The sequence below is a fragment of the Sulfitobacter sp. R18_1 genome (assembly GCF_017743915.1).
In the GTDB taxonomy this organism is placed as follows: Bacteria; Pseudomonadota; Alphaproteobacteria; order Rhodobacterales; family Rhodobacteraceae; genus Sulfitobacter; species Sulfitobacter faviae.
On record NZ_JAGHRG010000022.1, the window covers coordinates 1 to 20,596 of the forward strand.

Consider the following 20,596-nt stretch of genomic DNA (forward strand, 5'->3'; position numbering starts at 1 on the left):
GTGATCATAGCGCGAGCAAAACACCTGGTCCCATCCCGAACCCAGCCGTTAAGTGCCGTAGCGCCGATGGTACTGCGTCTTAAGACGTGGGAGAGTAGGTCATCGCCAAACCTAATAAGTTCCTAGACTACAGTATCTCTCTACGATGATCAGATTAACAAAACCGCCGCAGCGCAAAGCTGCGGCGGTTTTGTGTTTGAGGGGGGGCTTTCCGGCGGCCTTCGAACTTTGGCGGCGCGAACGTTAAGCGTGCCTGAAAAAATCTCAAGAAAAATTACCTTTTTCTGTTCGAATGCGCTTGCAGCTCCCGCGCTATAAGTCTAAACGAAGGGCATTGGCGCGGGATGGAGCAGCCCGGTAGCTCGTCAGGCTCATAACCTGAAGGTCGTAGGTTCAAATCCTACTCCCGCAACCAATATTAGCGAAGTATCGCTTTCAGAAAGACCCGCCCTTGCCGGCGGGTCTTTCTGCATTCGGGGGGATGTCCCCTTGCTCTACCGCTGTTCAAATTGATGTTCCCCTGGCTTTGCGGCGGGGGCTATTTGCGTCGGTAGAAGGGAAGAGAGCTTTAGCAAAGGGGCGGGTCAGCAGTTCAGCGCCCGGTTGCAGCGTCTCTCATTGTTATGCGCCTCACCGTATCTGCCGGCGCAGCAACCAGACGAAAAACACGCCGCCGATCAGTCCCGTAACGATGCCGATGGGCATGTCGTCGGGGGCCATGATGGTTCTGGCCACGATGTCCGCCCATAGGAGGAACACCGCGCCGCATAGGGCTGAGATGGGCAGCAGGCGGCGGTAGTCGCCGCCGACCAAGAGGCGCACGATGTGGGGGATCATCAGGCCGACGAATCCGATCACCCCAGAGAAGGCGACCATGACCCCCGTGATCAGGGCGCCGATGACGAAGATCGTGAGCCGGAAGCGCGCCACGGGGATGCCGAGGGTGGTGGCGGTTTCATCGCCGACGGTCATGGCGTTCAGGTGGCCGGATCTGAGCCAGAGGTAGGCGCCGCAGACGATTAGGATCACGGCGGGATAGATAAGCTGATCCCATCCCGCCAAGCCGAGGCCGCCGAGCATCCAGAACACCACCGTATGTGTGGCCCGTGGGTCGCCGAGAAAAATCAGCACATTGGCGGCGGACATGACGATGAAGGACACGGCGACGCCAGCCAAGACCAGCCGGTCGGCGCTGGTGGCGGCCGCGAATTGCGTGACGGCAAGAACGATCAGTATCGCCCCGAGCGACCCGAGGAAGGCGAGCAGGGGGACAGTGAGCCCTCCGAGGAACAGCCCCGTGTGCAGTAGGGCCAGAATGGCGCCGAATGCGCCGCCTGCCGAGATGCCGAGCAGATGCGGGTCTGCTAGCGGATTGCGGGTGACGGCCTGAAGGCTGGCGCCGACGATCGCCAACCCCGCTCCGACCAAACAGGCGAGGATGGCCCTTGGCAGGCGGATGCTCCAGACGATTGCCTCCCGCCCGGCGGACCAGTCCACGGCCACAGCGCCGGGGGCGGCCTTGTTCGCCAAGATGCCCCAGACGGTTTTGACGGGGACCACGACGGCTCCCACGCTCACCGCAATCGACAGCGATGCCAGCAGGATCGCGATGCCGAACAGGCAAGTGATCCACACCCCCCGCGTGGGTTTCCGAGGCGCTATCGATCGCGGTTTAAACGTCATGAATGCTCACTGCCCCCGAAACGCGGTGGCGAGGGTTTTGACCGCTTCGATGTTGCGGGGGCCGGGTGTGGCCTCGACATATTCCAGCACGACGAAACGGTCGTTGCGCACGGCATCGATGTCGGCAAAGGCGGGGTTCTCCATCATGAAAGCGCGCTTTTGATCGGCGGTGACTTCGCTGTAATTGACGATCACGATGACTTCGGGATCGCGCGCGACCACGGCCTCCCACCCGACGGTGGCCCAGCTTTTCTCACGGTCGTTCATGATGTTCGTGCCGCCCGCGGCCTCGATTAAGGCGTTCGGCATGGCATAGGCCCCGGCGGTGAAAGGCACGTCTTCGCCGCTGTCGTAGACAAAGACCCGGGGGGCGGTCTCAAGCGGGGGCAGCGCCGTGAGGAATGCGTCGAGTTCGGCTTGGTAGCCTTCGATCAAGCTTTCCGCGCGATCCGAGACGTCGAAGATCGTGCCGAGATTGCGCAGGTCGTTGTACATATCCTCCATCGAGGATGGGGCTTTTTGACCGATATGGATGCAGCTTTCGGTGAGTTCGTAGACTTGGATGCCGAAGGGGGCGAGCGTTTCCGGCGTTACCTCGCCGCCGACCTTCATGCCGTAGTTCCAACCGGCAAAGAAGAAGTCGGCATCCGCCCCGATCAGCACCTCCCGCGAGGGGTATTTTGACGACAGTTCCGGCAGCGCCGCGACACCTGCGGTCATTTCTTGGTCCAGTTTGTTCCAGCCCGAGATGCCGGTATAGCCCACCATGCGGTCTGCAAGGCCGAGCACGAGCATCATCTCCAGCAGGTTTACATCATTGGCGACCGCGGCTTGAGGCGGGTGATCGAAGTTGACTTCGCGGTCGCAGCTTTGAACGGTAGTCTGGGCGAAGGCCAATCCGGCGATCATCAGGGCGGCGAGGGTGGTGAACGTGAGTTTCATAGGAGTTTTCCGTTTCAATTTGGAAGGGCAAAAGAGAAATGCGCCGCGCCGCTGGGGGTGAGCCGCTCGCGCTGCGCGTCGACGCGAAATGTTTTTGACACGAGATCATCGGTCAAAACCGTATTTGGCGGGCCGAAGCCCTGCGGATAGCCGTCTTTCAGCACCAGCACCTCGTCACAGATGCCATCGGCCATATTGAGATCATGAAGCGAGACGACGATGGTCATGTTCAAACCGCGGATCAGGGACACGATCTCGAGCTGGTGGCGTATATCGAGGTGGTTGGTCGGTTCATCCAGAACCAAGACCTGCGGCTCCTGCGCCAAGGCGCGGGCGACCATGACGCGCTGCCTTTCGCCGCCCGAAAGGGTGCCGACATCGCGGTGGGCGAGGGGGTGCAGGCTGAGCCGGTCCAAGACGCGGTCGATGATCTGCTCGTCCTTCCGGCTTGATGACGAAAACGCCGCGCGATGAGGCGTGCGGCCAAGGCGGACGATCTCCAAGACCGTCAGCCCAAAAGACGGCGTCTGTTCTTGCAAGACGGCGGCGATGCGCCTAGCGGCGGCACGGGCGGAGAGGGACCAGATATTATGCCCGCCCACATGGATCGACCCCGTCTGGGGCGGTTGAAAACGGTAGAGCAGGCGTAAGAGGGTGGATTTGCCCGCGCCATTCGGCCCCAACACACCCAGAACGCCACCCGCAGCGACGGTGAAAGACGTAGGATGCAAAACCGGCTGGCCCGATTTTCCCGGCGCCCAGCTTACATCCTTTACCGCAAGATCGGCGGCTCTCATGAGGCGCGCAGGTGGCTGGGTTTCAGCTCGATCATCGCCGCGGGCACCCGCGCAAGGGTGGATTTGCGCAGTTTGCCGGGGCGGTCCAGCGAAGAGCACCAGCCGTCATTCAATGTGGCATAGTGTTGGGCGAAGGCCACAAGGTCGTCGATGTCTTCGTCAGGGTCGATGTCGCCGAAGAGGTAGGTCGCCTTTTTGCTGGCGTGATAGGCCACCGTGCAGGGGCGATCGCAGCCCGCCATACAGGCCACGCCCGCGACCTCGAAATCCTCGGGGATCGCCGCGCCGGCTGCCGCGATTGCGGCGCTCAGCTTCTGGATCAGGTCAACGCCCGGGCGGCAATCCGTGCCTTTGTGTTTGCATGAGGTGCAAACCGTAATCCTGTGGTTTTGATGCGTATCCATGTCGCCCTCCGCGAACGCGCGGGGGATCGAGCAGCCATGTTCTACAGCAGGGGAGTTTCCCTGTCGCCATCATGTTCTCCTAACCAGACACCCCGTCTGGGTTGAGTTGCAATTACGGCCCCTCTCGGTGCCGGTGATGGCAGGTCTCCTGACTCGCGGATCGACGCTCGCCCGAACCTTCCCAAGCCTTAAGCTCAGTGGTTTTTGCCGGGGTCACTCACCGCTCACAGTTGCGGGGGCAGTTACGGTTTCGGCGCGCGTTTCTTGCCTTACCGTATTCCCTTTTCATTCCAGACGCCGCTGCGGCGGCTGGAAACCATCGCCATGATCTGTGGGCGAAGAGCCATGCCGGGTCAAGCTGCTATCCCGCCTGTCGCGCCGGCCCATCGCGCCGGGCGCGCAGCATATCGAGGCTCCGGTTCAGTTCGGGGTTGGTTATGTCGCGGGCGATGACGACGATGCGGGACTGCCGGTCGTCCTTTGGCCAGTCGCGCAGGGGGACGGGCGGATCGAAAAGATGCTGCACCCCGTGAAAGACAAAGGGCGTGGGGACATCTTCCAGATGCACGATGCCTTTGACGCGCAAAAGATCGGACCCGCGCAGCCTGACCAGCGTGTCGAGCCAAAGGTCGAAAGCCTCGGCCGGGATCGGTGCGTCTAGAACGATAGAGGCCGACCCGATCCGCGCATCATGTTGGTGGGTTTGCATCATGGGGGCGGATGCCGTGGGCGCGGCGAAGCCCGAGAGGTTGTCAAACGGATCCGCCGCTTGGACGGGCGTGAGCCATTCCATAACGTTGCCCGCATCGACCGCCCGCCGCATACCGCTGAGCCCCCAGAGCGATGCGACCGGGATAAGCCCGCGTTCGGCCTTGATGATGCGCGCCGTTTGATTGAGGTCGCGCAGCCTGCCTTCAAAGGCGGCGAGCGCTTGCTGGGTCACCAAGTCGGATTTGCTGAGCACCAGCAAGTCGGCCATCGCCACCTGCGAGACGGCTTCGAACTGCTGATCCAGCGTGTCCGGCCCATTCGCGGCATCGACGACCGTCACAACCCCGTCCACGCGGAATTTGCGGGCCAGATAGGGATCGGCCAAGAAGGTCTGGAGAATGGGGCCGGGATCGGCCAGCCCCGTCGTCTCGATCACAACGCGGTCGAATTGCACACGCCACGTTTGCTTACGGCGCTTGAGGTCTTGCAGCGTCCGCGACAGATCCCCCCTGATCGAGCAGCACAGACAGCCCGATTGCATGAGGATGACCTCTTCGTCGGCGGTTTCGATCAGGTCGTGGTCAAGCCCGGCCTCACCGAACTCATTCACGACGACTGCGATACTAGGGGCCTCTTCGCTTGCGACGATGTGATTGAGCAGCGTGGTTTTCCCCGCGCCGAGGAAGCCGGTCAGCAGGGTGACGGGGATACGTTTGTCGGTGGCGGGCATGGTTTGCGGGCTCTGCTATGGATAATCCAAGTAACGTTATAACATCACAATATGTGGTGCAACCCGTAGGCCGATGCCCCGAGCTTGCCAAAATCCATGCGCTCAGCGCCCAAATTTTGGCAGGTCCACCTCAAATCGCCCAATCAAAGGGCGTTGTTGCTGCGCCGCAGAAAGCGACCTCGGGTTAGGGCTTGTTGCAACGCGCCCTGAAATTGAGGCTGCAGGGGCCTCGCTATGGGGCGGCGCCAAGGGAGTTGTCCGGCAAGGGGGGCATCCGCGCGCGATAACAATAAACGCTGTGTGGAAGAGGCATTATCGCGTCTTTGCTCTTCCGCACACCAAACGGGGATACCGTCATGAAATTTTCCACCAAACGCACAGTCACGGCGACCGCCGCCCTTCTGCTCGCAGGATCAGCCGCCGCTGCGGCCTGCGACGATCCGATCAAGGTTGGCGTGCTGCACTCCCTCTCGGGGACGATGGCCATTTCCGAGACGACATTGAAAGACACGATGGAGCTTTTGATCGCGCAGCAGAACGCCGCGGGCGGCTTGCTGGGATGTGAGATCGAAGCGGTTGTCGTTGACCCGGCTTCCGACTGGCCGCTGTTCGCCGAAAAGGCGCGTGAGCTTCTCACCGTCTCGGAGGTGGATGTCATCTTTGGCTCTTGGACCTCGGTCTCGCGCAAATCCGCGCTGCCCGTTCTGGAAGAGCTGAACGGCCTGATGTTCTACCCGGTCCAGTATGAGGGCGAGGAAAGCTCGCGCAATGTGTTCTACACTGGTGCAGCCCCGAACCAGCAGGCGATTCCGGCCACCGATTATTTCCTTGAGGAACTGGGCGTCGAGAAATTCGCGCTGCTGGGCACTGACTATGTCTATCCCAGAACCACCAACAACATTCTTGAGCAATACCTGCTGGATAAGGGCATCCCCGAAGAGAACATCTTCGTCAACTACACGCCTTTCGGCCATTCCGATTGGTCCACGATCGTGTCGGATGTGGTCGAACTGGGCGCTGATGGCTCGCAGGTGGGCGTGATCTCAACCATCAATGGCGATGCGAATATCGGCTTTTACAAAGAACTGGCCGCGGCGGGCATCTCTGCCGATGACATTCCGGTCGTCGCATTCTCGGTCGGGGAGGAAGAGCTTTCGGGCCTCGATACCGCTGACCTCGTGGGGCACCTCGCGGCGTGGAACTACTTCCAATCGGCTGAATCCGAGCAGAATGACGAATGGGTCGCCGCCTGGAAAGAGGCGATGGGAGAAGACCGGGTGACCAATGACCCGATGGAGGCGCATTACATCGGTTTCAACATGTGGGTGAACGCGGTCACCGAAGCAGGCACCACGGATGTGGATGCGGTGCGTGCGGCGATGTATGGGCAGGAATTCCCGAACCTCACCGGCGGGACGGCTGTCATGCTGCCCAATCACCACCTCGCCAAGCCTGTGTTGATCGGTGAAATCACCGAAGACGGCCAATTCGACATCATCAGCCAGACCGAAGAAGTGCCGGGCGATGCATGGACGGATTTCCTGCCTGAATCGGCGGTTCTGGTCTCCGATTGGAAAGACCTCGAATGCGGCATGTACAACAAAGAGACCGAGACCTGCGTTCAGTTGACTTCGAACTACTGAACCCAAGCGCCGGGCGCGTTTTCAGCCGTGCCCGGCATCCGCTTTGACCACTCCCTCTTCGAAAGCCCCATACCTCATGGTTCGAATGCTGCTCAGCCTGATGTGCTTGCTGGCCTCTGTCGGTTTTGCATCCGCTCAGGACCTCCAGTCCCTTTTGCAGACCCACGAAGCAGAGGTGGTCAAACCCTCGCGTAAATCGGTCGGTGTCCTATTGGACGATCTGGTGGCCTCGGGCCTGCCGCAGGTGCCAGCCTTTCTGGAGCAATGGGCCGAGCGGAACGTCTGGCAAGAAGATGCCTCGGGCCTGTTCTACTTCGGGGCCGAGGCGGATGATACACTCGTGCTGCGCGACATAGATACGGGCGAAGAGGCCACCGCGCCTTCGGATGGGTTCAGCCAATTGCGCCCCAATGGCGGCGTGCGGCGGGTCATTGGCACGGCCTTGGTGCAGTTTCAACTGTCCGATCCCGACCCTGCGCGCCGCCGCGCCGCGCTTGAAAGCATCGCACGCCGCAGCGATGCCAGCCAGCTTGGCCCGCTCCTGGCGTCACTCGACGGGGAGGATGACCCCGCCCTGCGCGCCCGCAAGGCGCAATTGGCCAATTTCCTGACCGCGCGCTTTGGGCAGGCGGTTGATGAGCGCATCCGCGCGATTGAAAGCCTGTCCTCCGATACCTCACTCGAAGCGCGGGCGGTGCTGAGCCAGATCCTTTCGGCCAAGACCGGCGTGGCCGAACAGCAGCCCGAGGGGAACATCGCCCGCATTCTAGATCCCACGGCAGCACTCTCGGCAAGCTATGAGACGCTGGTGGAGGCGGGCCTCGCCCCCGCAATCGTGCCACAAGGCGAGATACGCGCGGCGCTGGAAGCCAATATCGTTGATGGCCGTGTGGGCGGGGTCCCTCTGGCGCAGTTGGATGACCCGGCGCGGCGTATGGATGCCTATCGCGCGCTTGCCGAGGCGGGCCGCGTGCCGCCTCTGGTGACGCAGGATGATATCGACACCGCTTTGCAGAACGCAGTTTTTTATGAGCGCTACGCAGAGGACGACGCCGCGATCACCGACGCGGCCCGCGCCACGCTCGACGCGGTCGAAACGCGGGTTGGCTGGGCGCAGACGTTGGATTTGACACTCGACGGTCTTTCGCTGGCCTCGATCTATTTCCTCGCCGCGATTGGGCTTGCGATCACCTTTGGGCAGATGGGGGTCATCAACATGGCCCATGGCGAGTTTATCATGATGGGCGCCTATACGGGCTATGTGGTGCAGCTCATCGTTCCCGATTACACGGTGTCGCTGCTGATCGCGCTGCCGCTGGCCTTTGCCGTCACCTTTGGCGCGGGCGTCGCGATGGAGCGGCTGGTGATCCGCCATCTCTACCATCGCCCGCTTGAAACCCTCTTGGCGACCTTCGGCATCTCGATCGCCCTGCAGCAGATCGCCAAGAACATCTTTGGCACGCAGGCCCGCCCGCTGACATCGCCCGAATGGCTGCGCGGGGCGCTGGTGATTTCGGATGTGGTTCAGATCAGTTTCATCCGCATCGCCATATTCGTGCTGGCGCTGATCTTTCTGTTTTTGCTGCTGTATATCCTCAAGCGCACGCGCCTTGGTTTGGAGGTGCGCGCGGTGACGCAAAATCCCGGCATGGCGGCCTCGATGGGCATCAACCCTGACCGCATCAATATGATGACCTTTGGGCTGGGGTCGGGGATCGCAGGGGTCGCGGGCGTCGGCATCGGGCTTTATGCGCAGGTCACCTCTGAGATGGGCACGAATTACATCGTGCAAAGCTTCATGACCGTCGTGGTGGGCGGTGTCGGATCGGTCTTCGGCACGCTGGCGGGCGCTGGGCTGATCGGCTTCCTGCAAAAGGGGATCGAGTGGTTAAATCCCTCCAATACGCTGGCGGCCCAGACCTATATGATCCTTTTCATCATCCTGTTCATTCAATTCCGGCCCAAGGGCATTGTCGCCCCCAAAGGCCGGGCAGCGGCGGATTGAGCCATGACCCAGACGCACAGCCAACGCAGTTCCTTCATCGGGCGCAATCCTTCGGTTCTCTACTTCCTCGCCGCGCTGGGCCTGTTCACGGCCCTTGTCACGGTGATGTCCGAAGCGGTGGGCACCGGGCTTGTCTCAACCTCTTTCGTCAAGACGCTGGGCAAGACCCTTTGCCTCTGCCTTGTGGCCATCGCGATGGATGTGGTCTGGGGGTATTGCGGCATCCTCAGCCTTGGGCATTTCGCCTTTTTCGGGATCGGGGGCTACGCCATCGGGATGTGGCTCATGTATGCGCGCACCGAGATCATCGTGGCCGACAGTCTTGCCGGTCAGACCATCCCGCCCACGCCGCAGGAGATATCGGACGCCATCGGAAACCAAATTTTCGGGGTTGTCGGCTCATCCGACTTTCCGCTGATCTGGGCCTTTGCGGACAGTCTGTGGATTCAATTGGCCTTCGTCGTGCTGATCCCCGGCGCGCTGGCGCTGGTCTTTGGCTGGCTTGCCTTCCGCAGCCGCGTTAATGGGGTCTATCTGTCGATCCTAACCCAAGCCATGACGCTGGCGCTGGCGCTTTACCTCTTCCAGAACGACAGCGGGCTGCGGGGCAACAACGGCTTGTCGGGGCTGCAAAACATCCCCGGTTTCGCCGACAGCGGGCAAGACGTGGTCTCAATCGTCTTCTTCCTCGCCTCTGCCTTGGCGCTTGCATTGGGCTACCTGTTCTTCGCTTGGATCACCGACAGCAAGCTGGGCAATATCATTCAAGCCATCCGCGACGACGAATCGCGCGTCCGCTTCCTTGGCTATCATGTGGAGAGCTATAAGCTGTTCGTCTTTACCATCACCGCCATTGTCGCGGGGATCGCGGGCGCGCTCTATTACCCGCAGGCGGGCATCATCAACCCGGCGGAAATCGCGCCCATCGCCTCAATCTATCTCGCGGTCTGGGTCGCCATCGGCGGGCGAGGGCGGCTTTACGGCGCGGTCATCGGGGCGGCGGTGGTCTCGCTCCTGTCCAGTTGGTTCACGGGGGGCGGCGCGCCCAGCATCGATCTGGGGGTCTATACGATCCATTGGGTCGACTGGTGGCTGGTGCTGCTTGGCCTGAGCTTCGTACTAATCACGCTGTTTGCGCCCAAGGGCATCGGCGGCCTCTTTGACAAACTGGTGCGCAAGTCATGACTTCTCTTTTGGAAATGTCCGGAATTTCGAAATCCTTTGACGGGTTTCAGGCGATCAAGAACCTCAGCCTCCAGATCGGGGAGCCGGAGTTGCGGGCCGTCATCGGCCCCAATGGGGCGGGCAAAACCACCTTCATGGATATCATCACCGGCAAGACGAAGCCGGATGAGGGCTATATTCGTTTCGGCGAAGACAGCCGCTCGCTCATTGGCCTGTCGGAGAGCCAGATCGCCATGCTGGGGATCGGGCGGAAGTTTCAAAAGCCCACGGTTTTCGAGGCGCAAAGCGTGCGCGAAAACCTTGCCATGGCGCTCAAGAACCCGCGCGGCACCTTCTCGGTCCTGTTCTATCGCAAGAGTGCGGAGGGGGCGGCGCGGCTTGAACAGATCGCCGATGAGATCAATCTGACCGCCCATCTCTCCCGCCCTGCCGGAGAGTTGAGCCATGGGCAAAAACAATGGCTGGAGATCGGGATGCTGCTTGCGCAATCGCCGCGCCTGCTGCTGGTGGATGAGCCCGCCGCGGGCATGACCGCGCATGAGCGCGAGCACACCACCGACATCCTGAAAAAAGCGGCCGAGACCCGCGCCGTTATCGTGGTGGAGCATGATATGGAGTTCGTGCGGCGGCTGAACTGCAAGGTGACCGTGCTGCACGAAGGATCGGTGCTCGCCGAAGGGTCACTGGATCATGTGACCAACAATCAGACTGTAATTGACGTTTATTTGGGGCGCACCGATGCTGGAGATTGAGAACCTGAGCCTGAAATACGGGCAATCGCAGATCCTCCATGACATCACCTTGAACGCGCCCGTGGGGCAGGTGACTTGCGTGACCGGCACGAATGGGGTCGGCAAGACCAGCCTGCTCAAAGCCATCGCCGGGCGGCATCCTTTCTCAGACGGGGCGATCAGGCTTGGTGGCGTGGAATTGCAGCCGGGACGTGCGGCACTCTCGGCCAAGGCGGGCGTCGGATATGTGCCGCAGGGGCGTGAGATTTTTCCACTGATGACCGTGCAAGAGAACCTTGAGACGGGCTTTGCCTGCCTGCCCAAGTCCGAGCGCAGGATCCCGGACGACATTTTCGATCTCTTCCCGGTCCTTGCCGAAATGAAGACCCGGCGCGGGGGGGACTTGTCGGGCGGGCAACAACAGCAACTTTCCATTGCCCGCGCACTCATCGCGCGGCCCAGCGTGCTGCTGTTGGATGAACCCACCGAGGGGATTCAGCCCAATATTATCCAGATGATCGGCCGCACCATCCGGCTTCTGCGGGATCGGGGGGAGTTGGCCATCGTGCTGGTCGAGCAGAACTTTGATTTTGCCTATAACAACGCGGATCATTTCCACGTCATGCAGCGCGGCCAGATCACCCAATCGATCCCAAAGGCAGAAGCGAAAAGAGAGCAGCTTTTGGATGCGCTTGCGCTCTAGCTGACCCTTCAAAACGGGATCGCGCTTGGCCCCGGCTGAGGGTCTAGGCGCGGAAACCTCCTATTATTGTGGGGGCGCGTGGCAGCAAAGTCTTGACTTCCCGACCGTCAAACGGTGTACCTGCGCGAAACCTGAAATAGCCCTAGGAAGGGACCATCATGCACGCCTATCGCAGCCATACCTGTGCCGATCTGAGCCTTGAGAACAAGGGTGACAATGTGCGCCTGTCCGGCTGGGTGCACCGGGTGCGCGATCACGGCGGTGTGCTGTTTCTGGACCTGCGCGACCATTATGGCATCACGCAGGTGATCTGTGACCCCGACAGCCCGGCCTTTGCCGAGATGGAAAAGGTCCGCGCGGAGTGGTGTGTGCGCATCGACGGCACCGTGAAGGCGCGCGACGAGAGCCTGATCAACCCCAAGCTGCCCACGGGCGAGATCGAAGTCTACGCGCGCGACATTGAAATCTTGGGCTCTGCCGCGGAACTGCCGCTTCAGGTCTTCGGCGATCAGGAATACCCCGAGGAGACACGTCTGGGCTATCGCTACCTCGACCTGCGCCGTGAGAAGATGCAAAAGAACATGGCGCTGCGCTCTGACGTGGTGGCCTCGATCCGCAAGCGCATGTGGGATCAAAATTTCCGCGAGTTCCAGACGCCGATCATCACCGCCTCCTCCCCCGAGGGCGCGCGCGACTTCCTCGTGCCGTCGCGTCTGCATCCGGGCAAGTTCTACGCCCTGCCGCAGGCGCCGCAGCAGTTCAAACAGCTGCTCATGGTCTCGGGCTTTGACAAATACTTCCAGATCGCGCCCTGCTTCCGCGATGAAGACCCGCGCGCCGACCGCTCGCCCACCGATTTCTACCAGCTCGACATGGAGATGTCCTTTGTCACGCAGCAGGACGTCTTCGACACGATCCAACCGGTGATCGCAGGCATCTTCGAAGAGTTCGGCGGCGGCAAGAAGGTCGACGAGACTTGGGAGCAGATTTCCTACAAGGACGCCGCGCTGTGGTACGGCTCCGACAAGCCGGACCTGCGCAACCCGATCAAGATGCAGGTGGTGAGCGAGCATTTCCGGGATTCCGGCTTCGCGATCTTTGCCAAACTGCTTGAGCAGGAAGGCACCGAAATCCGCGCCATTCCCGCGCCCACAGGCGGCAGCCGCAAGTTCTGCGACCGCATGAACGCCTTTGCGCAGAAGGAAGGTCTGCCCGGGATGGGCTATATCTTTTGGCGCGATCAGGGCAATGGAATGGAGGCGGCAGGCCCGCTGGCCAAGAACATCGGGCCCGAGCGTACCGAGGCGATCCGCCAGCAGTTGGGTCTGGGCGTCGGCGATGCGGCCTTCTTCCTCGGCGGCAAGCCGAAGAGCTTTGAGGCCGTCGCGGGCCGTGCGCGTAACGTCATCGGCGAGGAGTTGAACCTCACCGACAAAGAGCGTTTCGCCTTTGCATGGATCGTGGATTTCCCGATTTACGAGCGCGACGAAGAGACCGGCAAGATCGACTTCGAACACAACCCCTTCTCCATGCCCCAAGGCGGGATGGAAGCGCTGGAGGGCGATCCGCTCAAGGTGCTGGGCTATCAATATGACCTCGCCTGCAACGGCTACGAGCTGGTCTCGGGCGCGATCCGGAACCACAAGCCGGAGATCATGTTCAAAGCGTTTGAGATCGCGGGCTACGGCGAAGACGAGGTGCGCAAGCGTTTCGGCGGCATGGTCAACGCCTTCCAATACGGCGCGCCGCCCCACGGTGGCTGTGCCGCGGGCATCGACCGTATCGTCATGCTGCTGGCCGAAGAGCAGAACATCCGCGAAGTCATCCTCTTCCCGATGAACCAGCGCGCCGAAGACCTGATGATGAACGCCCCTTCCGAACCCACCAGCGATCAGCTGATGGAGCTGGGGCTGCGGGTCATCCCGCAGGAGTGATCCTGTCTGAATGAAACGTCGCCCCCGGTTCAACCGGGGGTGATATTGCCCGGTAGGATGCCCAGCACCAGAACCGGGCAGCCGCCGCTGCGCCCGGCGGCGATGCGGCTGATCAGCTTGTGGGTGCCGGTGGTGCTGGCCCCGAATTTTGCGCTGACGGTCTTGTCGGTCTCATTGCCGAATTTGTCCAAGCAATTGCCGAGCGATTTGAAAAAGTCGTTCGACAGTTCGCGCGTCACGATGACGCCCACGTCGATCACCCCCGCTTCAAAGAAGCTGCGAAAGGCGTATAGGTCGCGGTCGTAGGTCTGGTCCTTGCTGTTCCACTCATAGTCGAATGCCACCCGGCCGCGCCAGAAATCGACCATATGATTGTGGATGAAGTCTTCGCGGATGATGCGGTCAACCTCCGGCGCGCTGTCGCCCTTGCCCGCGGTGAGTTGCACCAGCAGGTCGGCCTTGATCCGCACCTCTTCGTGGAAATTTTCGGCTGCCGCATATTGCGCGAAACGGGTGGTGGCCGACATGCGGTTGCCCCCCGGCGCGCGGATTTCATTGCGGCTGATGGTGAATTGGCGCAGCACCCGGATGATCGCGGCCAGTTCCTCGGGCGCGCGTTGTTGCAGCACGGCGGCGGCGCTGCGGTAGCTGGTGACGGAATAGCGGTCGCGCAGATCGACGGGCAGCAGGTCTTCGACAAGCCTTTCGTCGTCGAAAACCGCGTCGTCGATGCGCCGCGCCAGATTACTCAGCCGCGACACTGGAATTGTAGCTGTAGGTCTTCCAATCAGGCTTGTAATCCGCCTCGGCTTGATTGCCCCAAACGGTCCAACCCTCGCGCACGCCGCGCCCGAAGAGTTCGAGGTAGGGGCCCCAAGAGCAGCTTTCGATCAGGTCATATTGCTCATCCGGCTTGCGCGAATGCTCGCGCTTGCGGGTTTGCAGCATGTTCACCTGCCGCCGCCCGGCGTCGAGCGTGCGCACGTTCTTGCCGCGCACGCCGAACAGCAAAATTTCGGTCACATTGCGGAAATAGAACCCCACGCCACGCCCGTCACTGCCACCGTCTTTGCGGATTTTGTGCCAGATGATGTTGGATTTATATTCAAATCCCCAAGCCTTGAGCACCTGCAACCCTTCGGGCAGCAGCGCATTTGGCACCCACATGTAGCAATGCGCGCGGTCTTCGAGGTGATCGGCCACGGGCAGGGCGCAGATATCCTCCACCGTCATCGTGGGATAACGGGCCAAGCGCTTATGCTCGGGCGCGACCTTTCCGGTGCGGTTGGTAAAGCGCCACGGCGGGTCCGCCATGACGCATCCAAACCGGTCTTTGCCCAGAAAGTCGCGTAGGTCTTGTGATGGATTATCGCTCATATCCAATATATTGCGTTCCCTCGGGCTTTCTTGCAACCGCAACCTGCCCGGCGGGGCTGGATATCCACAAGAACGTTAAGGGAACACATCTAGCAGGAAAGAGCGGTTTGGGTCAATCCTCAAGGCTGTCTTCGCGCTTTTCCTCGATGAGTTTGGCTTCCTTTTCCTTACGCTTCAGGAACTTGTCGCCGAACGCATCGTTCTGTTCCTCGCCGATCACCTTCTTTGCGCGGGTGAAAAGCTCGTCTTCTTCCTCATCCATGTGATGCTCGTAATCGTGCTTGAGCTGCTTGAAACGAGTCAGCCAAGCCGAAGAGGACATATCGGTTTCGCGCAGTTCCTCCATGATGTCGTCAAGCTGCTGGTGCTCATGCACCGAATGGCGCGCGTGATCTTGGCCCCATGTTTCGGACATCAGCGTGGAATAAAAGGTCTCTTCCTCGGCGCCGGCGTGGGATTTCACGTCATGGTAAAAGCGGTCCCAGGCCTTGCGGCGCTCGGCGCTGTCGCCTTCGGTGTCAGCAATGGTGTTCAGCAGGGCGCGGTGTTCATCATGATCTTCTTTGATCGCGTCATAGATGGAGGGCATGGGAAAATCCTTTGGTGTTACCTGTGGCTAACGCCGCAGCCACCGGCAGGTTCCCGCCTTAGAAGACCGTGCCCTGCGCCGCTTGGCTGGCAACCTCTTGAAAGAGCCCGCCGGTTTGCGCGTGAAATGCGGCCAATGCGACGACCACCAGCCCAAGCGCATTCGCGCCCACAACGATCCAGTCGACCGGCTTTGCGGGTGTCGCGCTGTCCTTGGTGTGCTGGTTCATCTCACCCTCCCGGGCCTTTGCGGTTGCGACGATTCTGAAGGCTGATTGTGGCATCAATGTGTAGCTTGGAGGCCAAGACTGGGGTCTGATGCGATTATTTCAAGTTTATTCAGCTTGGCGGCTCGAAAACGCCGGTGCATAACTTTTCCATGAACAGCAGAACTGACCCGCGCCCCGTTGGGCCCCTTGTCGAGAATTGGTCCGAGCCGCCACGCCCGGGGGGTGAGGTGCTCACCGGCCGTCATGTAGTGTTGGAACCGCTTTCGGCCGAGAAACACGCGGCGCTGCTCTACCCCACCTATCTGGGGGAGGATCACGTTTGGGATTATCTCCCCTACGGGCCATTCTCTTCGGCGGCGCAGTACCACCGTTGGGTGCGCGACAATGCGGGAAAGGCCGATCCCTATTTCATGGCGGTGAAAGACCGCGCCCGGGATCAATGGCTGGGCGTGGCGAGCTTCCTGCGGATCAAGCCCGAGGCGGGCAGCATCGAAGTGGGCCATATCAACTTCAGCCCCGCGCTTCAGCGCACCCCGGCAGCGACCGAGGCGATATTCGTGATGATGCAATGGGCCTTTGAGGTGGGCTATCGCAGGTTCGAGTGGAAATGCGACGCGCTCAACCGTCCGTCGCGCCGCGCGGCGCAGCGTCTGGGGCTGAGTTACGAGGGCGTCTTTCGGCAGGCGACCATCGTCAAAGGGCGCAATCGCGACACGGCTTGGTTCGCCGCGATCGACACGGAATGGCCCGCGCTGAAAGAGGCATTCGAGGTCTGGCTTGCCCCCGGTAACTTCGACGGGCAGGGGCAACAGAAAGAGCGGCTTGGCGATCTGACCCGCCTTGTCCGGGTGGCCGGGGATCCGACGCTTTAACCCGCCAGGCTAGATCGCCAGCTTTTCAGCAAGGCGGTGCTGGATCATCCCGGTGATGGCCGCGGTCTCAGGCCCCGCGGGTTGGCCGAGGGCGCGTTTATGGGCCAAGGCGCGGGCGGCTTCTTCCAAACGTTGGTCATTGGCCGAACGGGCCACCCCGCACAGGAATTGCGCGACGTAATCCAGCGTTTGATTGTCGGGCGCGTCCCCCAGCACGTCAGCGATATGGGCAATGTCATCTTGGAAACCGATCCGGTCGGGGGTGACATCCTCATCCGGCAGGATGCGCGGCCCCCGGGGGCGGCGGTCGTCGGACAGCGCGGCGAGGATGGCCTGCTGAAAGGAGGACAGCGAGGTGATCGGCTTGGACAGAAACCCATCCACCCCCGCCGCGCGGGCGTCAGGCTCCATATGGCTGTCGCCGGAAATGGCGATGATCGCCTCGACCCGCGGTGTGCTTTGCATGAGCTCTGCAATCAGGTCCAACCCGCTGCCATCGGGCAGGCCGAGGTCGACCAGCGCCACGCTGGGGCGGTAGACCTGCAAATGCCGCCGGGCCGAGCGCAGGCAATCCGCTCGTCTGATCCGCGCGCCAGAGCGCAAGCAGAGCAGGCGCATCGCCTCACAGGCGAAACGGCTGTCTTCCACCACCAGAACGGTAAGGCCCAGCAATGGCCGCTCCGCCGTGGGGGTGAGGGTCGGTCTTTCAAAGGGGTCGGTATCGTCCATCATCGCCTCCAACAACAAATGCTGCGCCATCGTTACGCCGCGTTGGCTAATGACGCGTTAACGTGACGCATTGTTGTTTACCGGGGCGGCGGGCATAAAGCTGGCAAATCACGAGGAGCATTCAGGATGATCGGACGTCTTAACCATGTGGCCATCGCGGTGCCGGATCTCGAAGCGGCGGCGGATCAGTATCGCCACGCGCTTGGGGCCAAGGTCGGCGCGCCGCAGGCCGAACCGGACCACGGGGTGACCGTGATCTTCATCGAACTGCCGAACACCAAGATCGAATTGCTGCACCCCTTGGGTGAAGACAGCCCGATCAACGGCTTTCTGGAAAAGAACCCCGCAGGGGGCATCCACCACATCTGCTATGAGGTCGAGGACATCCTCGCCGCGCGGGACCATCTGAAATCCACCGGCGCGCGTGTCTTGGGCTCAGGCGAGCCGAAGATCGGGGCGCATGGCAAGCCGGTATTGTTCCTGCACCCCAAGGATTTTAACGGCGCGCTCGTCGAGCTTGAGGAGGTCTGATCATGGGGATCGTTTCGGGGCTCGTCCTCTTTGCCGTCATCTGGTCGATGACATTCCTGATCGCCCTGCCGATCCGGGTGCAAACCCAAGGCGACGCGGGCGAGGTGGTGCCGGGCACCCATGCAGGCGCGCCCGAGCAGCATCATCTGGGCCGCAAGGCGCTGTGGACCACGCTGGTCGCCGCGATCATCTGGGCGATCAGCGCGACGATCATTCTGTCGGGCTGGATCAGCGTGGCGGATATCGAAGGCTGGCTGCATCCGAACGCGGCACCAACGCATGGTACAGATGGGTAAAGGTCGCCGCGCCTAGGATCGGGATCAGCAGGTTCAGCAGCGGCACCGAAAGCGGCACCGCCATCAGCACCCCGGCCATCCAGATCGTGCCCGCATGGCGGCGACGCAGGCGCTTGGTCTCGTCCCGCCCGTGGCGGCGCAGCGCGGCGAGGGTGAAATACTCCCGCCCCAGCAGAAATCCGTTCAGCCCCCAGAAGATGAACAGCGCCGCTGGGGCGAAGAGCAGGTAGAGCACCAGCGCCAACAAGTTCGCCCCCACCAGCACGCCCATGAAATTGACCGTGTCGCGGATGGCATCGCCCATGCTGACTTGGTTCGCGGGGGGCAGATGGGGGTAGTGCACCTCTTCCACCGCATCGGCCACCTCATCGAGAAACATCGAGGTGATCGCCGAGGCCACGGGCACCATCAGGAAGACCGACAGCACCATGAGCAGGATCAGCGCGCTCCAGCTCAGCAGATCGTCGAGCCAGTTGACTTCGCCCAGCACGGGCAGCCAAGCGTCTTCGGGGGTGACCCAATCCACCAGATAGGCAAAGCCCGCCGTGGCCGCGATCAGCAGCGCCAGCGACAGGCCCACGCCCAAGAGAACCACCTTGCGAAAGCGCGCATCGCCCAATTGGCCAAGCGCGCGGGTGAATGACCTGAGGATCGCGCTTACAGCCATGTGGTGATCCCGTCGATGTCCGGGCGCGGACGCTCCGGCGGGGCGGTGGTTTCGGTGCCGATGTGAATGATGCCCGCGATGCGCTCATGCGGGGCGAGGGCCAAGCCCTCTTCCATAAAGCCCCGGTCATGGGCGGGCCAACCGCTCAGCCAATTGGCGCCCCAGCCTGCGGCGAGGGCGGCATTCAGAAGCGCTAGGCAAACCGCCCCGGCGGAATAGGTCTGCTCCAGCGGCGGGATCTTGGGAGAGGGTTTTTGCACCTCGATCACCGCCACGGCAAGGTTGCCCTGATCGAACTGGCCACGCCCCTTGGCAATGTCCTCGGCCCCAAGGCCAAGCACCGCGCCGCGTGTCTCGACCACCTCTGCCAAACGCGCCATTGCGGCACGGTCGATGACCACGAAACGCCAGGGCTCCAACTTGCCATGATCCGGCGTGCGCGCGGCGGCGGTCAGAAGCGGGCGCAGGGCCTCGGCATCGGGCACCGGCAGGCCCAGTGTCTTGGCCGGGCGCGAGCGGCGGTTTTGCAAAAAGGCGAGGGCGGAAGGGTCAGCTACGGGCATCGGGGTCTCTTACAGGTCCAGTTGCTGCGCCATATCGTCAATCGACTGGCGGAGGAAGGCATCAAAGGCGGGCGAGGGTTGGCGCGCGTTGAGCGACCGCGCCATCGGGTCCGGCGCGTCAATCTCGCTGCCGCTCAGTGCGGCGATCGTGGCATGGCCGCAGAAGGGCACATAGGCCTCGGAATAGCCGCCCTCATGCACCAGCACCAGCTTGCCGTTGCAAAGCCGCTCGGCGGTGCTGCGGATGCGTTTGGTCATCTCGGCAAAGGTTTCGGCAGTGGCCTGCATTCGCGCCAGCGGGTCGATGATCGCCGCGTCATAGCCGCAGGCGACGATGATCATGTCGGGGGCGAAAGCCTCGATCGCCGGGATCACCACGCGGTCCATCGCGTGGAGGTAGGCGGTATGGCCCGAGCCTGCGTGCATCGGCAGGTTGATGTTATAGCCTTCGCCCGCCCCGCGCCCGCGATCCTTCAGGCCGCCGGTGTCGATGGGGTAATTCCCCTCTTGGTGGAGCGAGATGGTCAGCACGTCATCGCGGTCATAATAGATCGCCTCGGTCCCATTGCCGTGATGCACGTCCCAATCCAGCACAACGACGCGCTTTGCCAGCCCCTTGGCCTGCGCGGCCTCGATGGCGATGGCGATATTGGCGAGAAGGCAGAAACCGTTGGGCAGGTCCGGCAGGCAGTGGTGCCCCGGCGGGCGGCTGAGGGCATAGGCGTTCTGAAGCTCGCCCCGCGCCACGGCATCGACGGCGGCGATGGACAGCCCGGCAGAGAGCGCCGCCAGTTCATAGCCGCCACGGGCGAAGGGCACCGCATGGCCCAGCTCACCACCCCCCGCATCCGAGAGGCGTTTGAAGTCATCAAGATAGGTTTCGGGATGCACCCGCGCCAAGGCCTCCCGGCTGGCGGGGGCAGCGCTGCGGGTGTCGAGTTCGGCGAAGAGCCCGGTCACCTCCATCAGGTTCTTCATCCGGCGTTTGGTCTCGGGGTTTTCCGGCAGGCCCCCGGCGGCGAGGGGCTGCACCAGCCCGCCCACCGGCATGGTAAAGACGTAGTTGCCCCCTGCGTGCCAAAAGCAGCGTTCGTCCCAGAAAAAACCTGTGGTCATCTTGTGCTCCCTTCATCCTTGCGGGGAAGGTGGCGTAGGGCGGCGGGATTGTCCATGGCGTGGGGGCTCACGCGGGCGGTGGCGTGTGAGGTGGGTGCGGGATTTGGTATTTGGGAAAGGATGAAGGGGGGAAGGGGGGCGCTTTGGGTCTGTCTCTTA

At 61.9% G+C, this 20,596-nt stretch carries 22 protein-coding genes, 1 tRNA gene, 1 rRNA gene and 1 riboswitch; of the genes, 11 read left to right on the forward strand and 13 right to left on the reverse strand.

Annotated elements, in window-relative coordinates; translation table 11 throughout:
- Both rrf and J7392_RS23565 read left to right on the forward strand, forming a co-directional pair.
- Positions 1–111 (forward strand): 5S ribosomal RNA (gene rrf, locus J7392_RS23560); the annotation flags it as partial.
- 227 nt (positions 112–338) lie between these two features.
- Positions 339–415: transfer RNA gene (locus J7392_RS23565), tRNA-Met, on the forward strand.
- Positions 416–630: 215 nt separating this feature from the next.
- Here J7392_RS23565 and J7392_RS23570 read toward each other — a convergent pair.
- From J7392_RS23570 to J7392_RS23590, 5 genes are all read right to left on the reverse strand, one after another.
- On the reverse strand, positions 631–1,683 hold the full coding sequence (locus J7392_RS23570; protein WP_209219776.1) for an iron ABC transporter permease: 1,053 nt from the start codon (positions 1,681–1,683) through the stop codon (positions 631–633).
- Between the two features lie 6 nt (positions 1,684–1,689).
- Positions 1,690–2,625, reverse strand: coding sequence for an ABC transporter substrate-binding protein (locus J7392_RS23575; protein WP_209219777.1), 936 nt, complete (start codon positions 2,623–2,625; stop codon positions 1,690–1,692).
- A gap of 14 nt (positions 2,626–2,639) precedes the next feature.
- Positions 2,640–3,422, reverse strand: coding sequence for an ABC transporter ATP-binding protein (locus J7392_RS23580; RefSeq protein WP_209219778.1), 783 nt, complete (start codon positions 3,420–3,422; stop codon positions 2,640–2,642).
- Complete coding sequence (locus tag J7392_RS23585) at positions 3,419–3,826, reverse strand: DUF1636 domain-containing protein (RefSeq protein WP_209219779.1); 408 nt, start codon at positions 3,824–3,826, stop codon at positions 3,419–3,421. Before J7392_RS23585 ends, J7392_RS23580 begins: the two co-directional genes overlap by 4 nt.
- Positions 3,827–3,946: 120 nt before the next feature.
- Positions 3,947–4,162, reverse strand: a riboswitch (cobalamin riboswitch).
- A 25-nt stretch (positions 4,163–4,187) separates the two neighbouring features.
- Positions 4,188–5,267: a GTP-binding protein gene (locus J7392_RS23590; RefSeq protein WP_209219780.1), complete on the reverse strand. Its 1,080-nt coding sequence runs from the start codon at positions 5,265–5,267 to the stop codon at positions 4,188–4,190.
- 356 nt (positions 5,268–5,623) lie between these two features.
- On the opposite strand from J7392_RS23590, the gene urtA reads away from it, so the two are divergent.
- The 6 genes from urtA (at position 5,624) to aspS (ending at position 13,468) form a co-directional block, all read left to right on the forward strand.
- Positions 5,624–6,910, forward strand: coding sequence for an urea ABC transporter substrate-binding protein (urtA, locus tag J7392_RS23595; RefSeq protein WP_168613474.1), 1,287 nt, complete (start codon positions 5,624–5,626; stop codon positions 6,908–6,910).
- Between the two features lie 76 nt (positions 6,911–6,986).
- On the forward strand, positions 6,987–8,915 hold the full coding sequence (gene urtB / locus J7392_RS23600) for an urea ABC transporter permease subunit UrtB (RefSeq protein ID WP_209219781.1): 1,929 nt from the start codon (positions 6,987–6,989) through the stop codon (positions 8,913–8,915).
- A gap of 3 nt (positions 8,916–8,918) precedes the next feature.
- Positions 8,919–10,100, forward strand: coding sequence for an urea ABC transporter permease subunit UrtC (gene urtC / locus J7392_RS23605; RefSeq protein WP_209219782.1), 1,182 nt, complete (start codon positions 8,919–8,921; stop codon positions 10,098–10,100).
- On the forward strand, positions 10,097–10,852 hold the full coding sequence (gene urtD, locus J7392_RS23610; protein WP_209219783.1) for an urea ABC transporter ATP-binding protein UrtD: 756 nt from the start codon (positions 10,097–10,099) through the stop codon (positions 10,850–10,852). Before urtC ends, urtD begins: the two co-directional genes overlap by 4 nt.
- A complete protein-coding gene (gene urtE, locus J7392_RS23615) occupies positions 10,839–11,534 on the forward strand; it encodes an urea ABC transporter ATP-binding subunit UrtE (RefSeq protein ID WP_209219784.1) in 696 nt (231 codons plus the stop codon). Before urtD ends, urtE begins: the two co-directional genes overlap by 14 nt.
- A 158-nt stretch (positions 11,535–11,692) precedes the next feature.
- A complete protein-coding gene (gene aspS, locus J7392_RS23620) occupies positions 11,693–13,468 on the forward strand; it encodes an aspartate--tRNA ligase (protein ID WP_209219785.1) in 1,776 nt (591 codons plus the stop codon).
- Positions 13,469–13,497: 29 nt separating this feature from the next.
- On the opposite strand, the gene J7392_RS23625 is transcribed toward aspS, so the two are convergent.
- The 4 genes from J7392_RS23625 to J7392_RS23640 form a co-directional block, all read right to left on the reverse strand.
- Positions 13,498–14,229, reverse strand: a complete 732-nt coding sequence (locus J7392_RS23625) for a BglII/BstYI family type II restriction endonuclease (protein ID WP_348540731.1) — start codon at positions 14,227–14,229, stop codon at positions 13,498–13,500.
- Entirely contained in the window at positions 14,213–14,845 is a 633-nt protein-coding gene (locus tag J7392_RS23630) for an MT-A70 family methyltransferase (protein ID WP_067261508.1), read from the reverse strand. The genes J7392_RS23625 and J7392_RS23630 overlap by 17 nt, the downstream gene beginning before the upstream one ends.
- Positions 14,846–14,957: 112 nt before the next feature.
- Positions 14,958–15,434 carry a hemerythrin domain-containing protein gene (locus tag J7392_RS23635; RefSeq protein ID WP_209219786.1) on the reverse strand — a complete coding sequence of 159 codons (477 nt, stop codon included), beginning with the start codon at positions 15,432–15,434 and terminating at the stop codon, positions 14,958–14,960.
- Positions 15,435–15,492: 58 nt separating this feature from the next.
- Positions 15,493–15,663, reverse strand: a complete 171-nt coding sequence (locus J7392_RS23640) for a hypothetical protein (RefSeq protein WP_209219787.1) — start codon at positions 15,661–15,663, stop codon at positions 15,493–15,495.
- A 149-nt stretch (positions 15,664–15,812) separates the two neighbouring features.
- On the opposite strand from J7392_RS23640, the gene J7392_RS23645 reads away from it, so the two are divergent.
- On the forward strand, positions 15,813–16,535 hold the full coding sequence (locus J7392_RS23645; protein WP_209219788.1) for a GNAT family protein: 723 nt from the start codon (positions 15,813–15,815) through the stop codon (positions 16,533–16,535).
- 9 nt (positions 16,536–16,544) lie between these two features.
- On the opposite strand, the gene J7392_RS23650 is transcribed toward J7392_RS23645, so the two are convergent.
- Positions 16,545–17,264: a response regulator gene (locus J7392_RS23650; RefSeq protein ID WP_209219794.1), complete on the reverse strand. Its 720-nt coding sequence runs from the start codon at positions 17,262–17,264 to the stop codon at positions 16,545–16,547.
- Positions 17,265–17,390: 126 nt separating this feature from the next.
- Between J7392_RS23650 and mce the strand changes: the two genes are divergently transcribed.
- Both mce and J7392_RS23660 read left to right on the forward strand, forming a co-directional pair.
- Positions 17,391–17,795 (forward strand): methylmalonyl-CoA epimerase, encoded by a 405-nt coding sequence (gene mce / locus J7392_RS23655; protein WP_067261515.1) that lies wholly within the window; start codon positions 17,391–17,393, stop codon positions 17,793–17,795.
- 2 nt (positions 17,796–17,797) lie between these two features.
- A complete protein-coding gene (locus J7392_RS23660) occupies positions 17,798–18,091 on the forward strand; it encodes a DUF1467 family protein (RefSeq protein ID WP_209219789.1) in 294 nt (97 codons plus the stop codon).
- On the opposite strand, the gene J7392_RS23665 is transcribed toward J7392_RS23660, so the two are convergent.
- From J7392_RS23665 to J7392_RS23675, 3 genes are read right to left on the reverse strand one after another with little or no spacing between them, the layout of a single operon-like run.
- On the reverse strand, positions 18,024–18,758 hold the full coding sequence (locus tag J7392_RS23665) for an EI24 domain-containing protein (protein WP_209219790.1): 735 nt from the start codon (positions 18,756–18,758) through the stop codon (positions 18,024–18,026). The genes J7392_RS23660 and J7392_RS23665 overlap by 68 nt on opposite strands.
- Positions 18,749–19,321 carry a nitroreductase family protein gene (locus J7392_RS23670; RefSeq protein ID WP_209219791.1) on the reverse strand — a complete coding sequence of 191 codons (573 nt, stop codon included), beginning with the start codon at positions 19,319–19,321 and terminating at the stop codon, positions 18,749–18,751. Before J7392_RS23670 ends, J7392_RS23665 begins: the two co-directional genes overlap by 10 nt.
- Before the next feature lie 9 nt (positions 19,322–19,330).
- A complete protein-coding gene (locus tag J7392_RS23675) occupies positions 19,331–20,437 on the reverse strand; it encodes a class II histone deacetylase (protein ID WP_209219792.1) in 1,107 nt (368 codons plus the stop codon).
- Between the last annotated feature and the right edge of the window lie 159 nt (positions 20,438–20,596).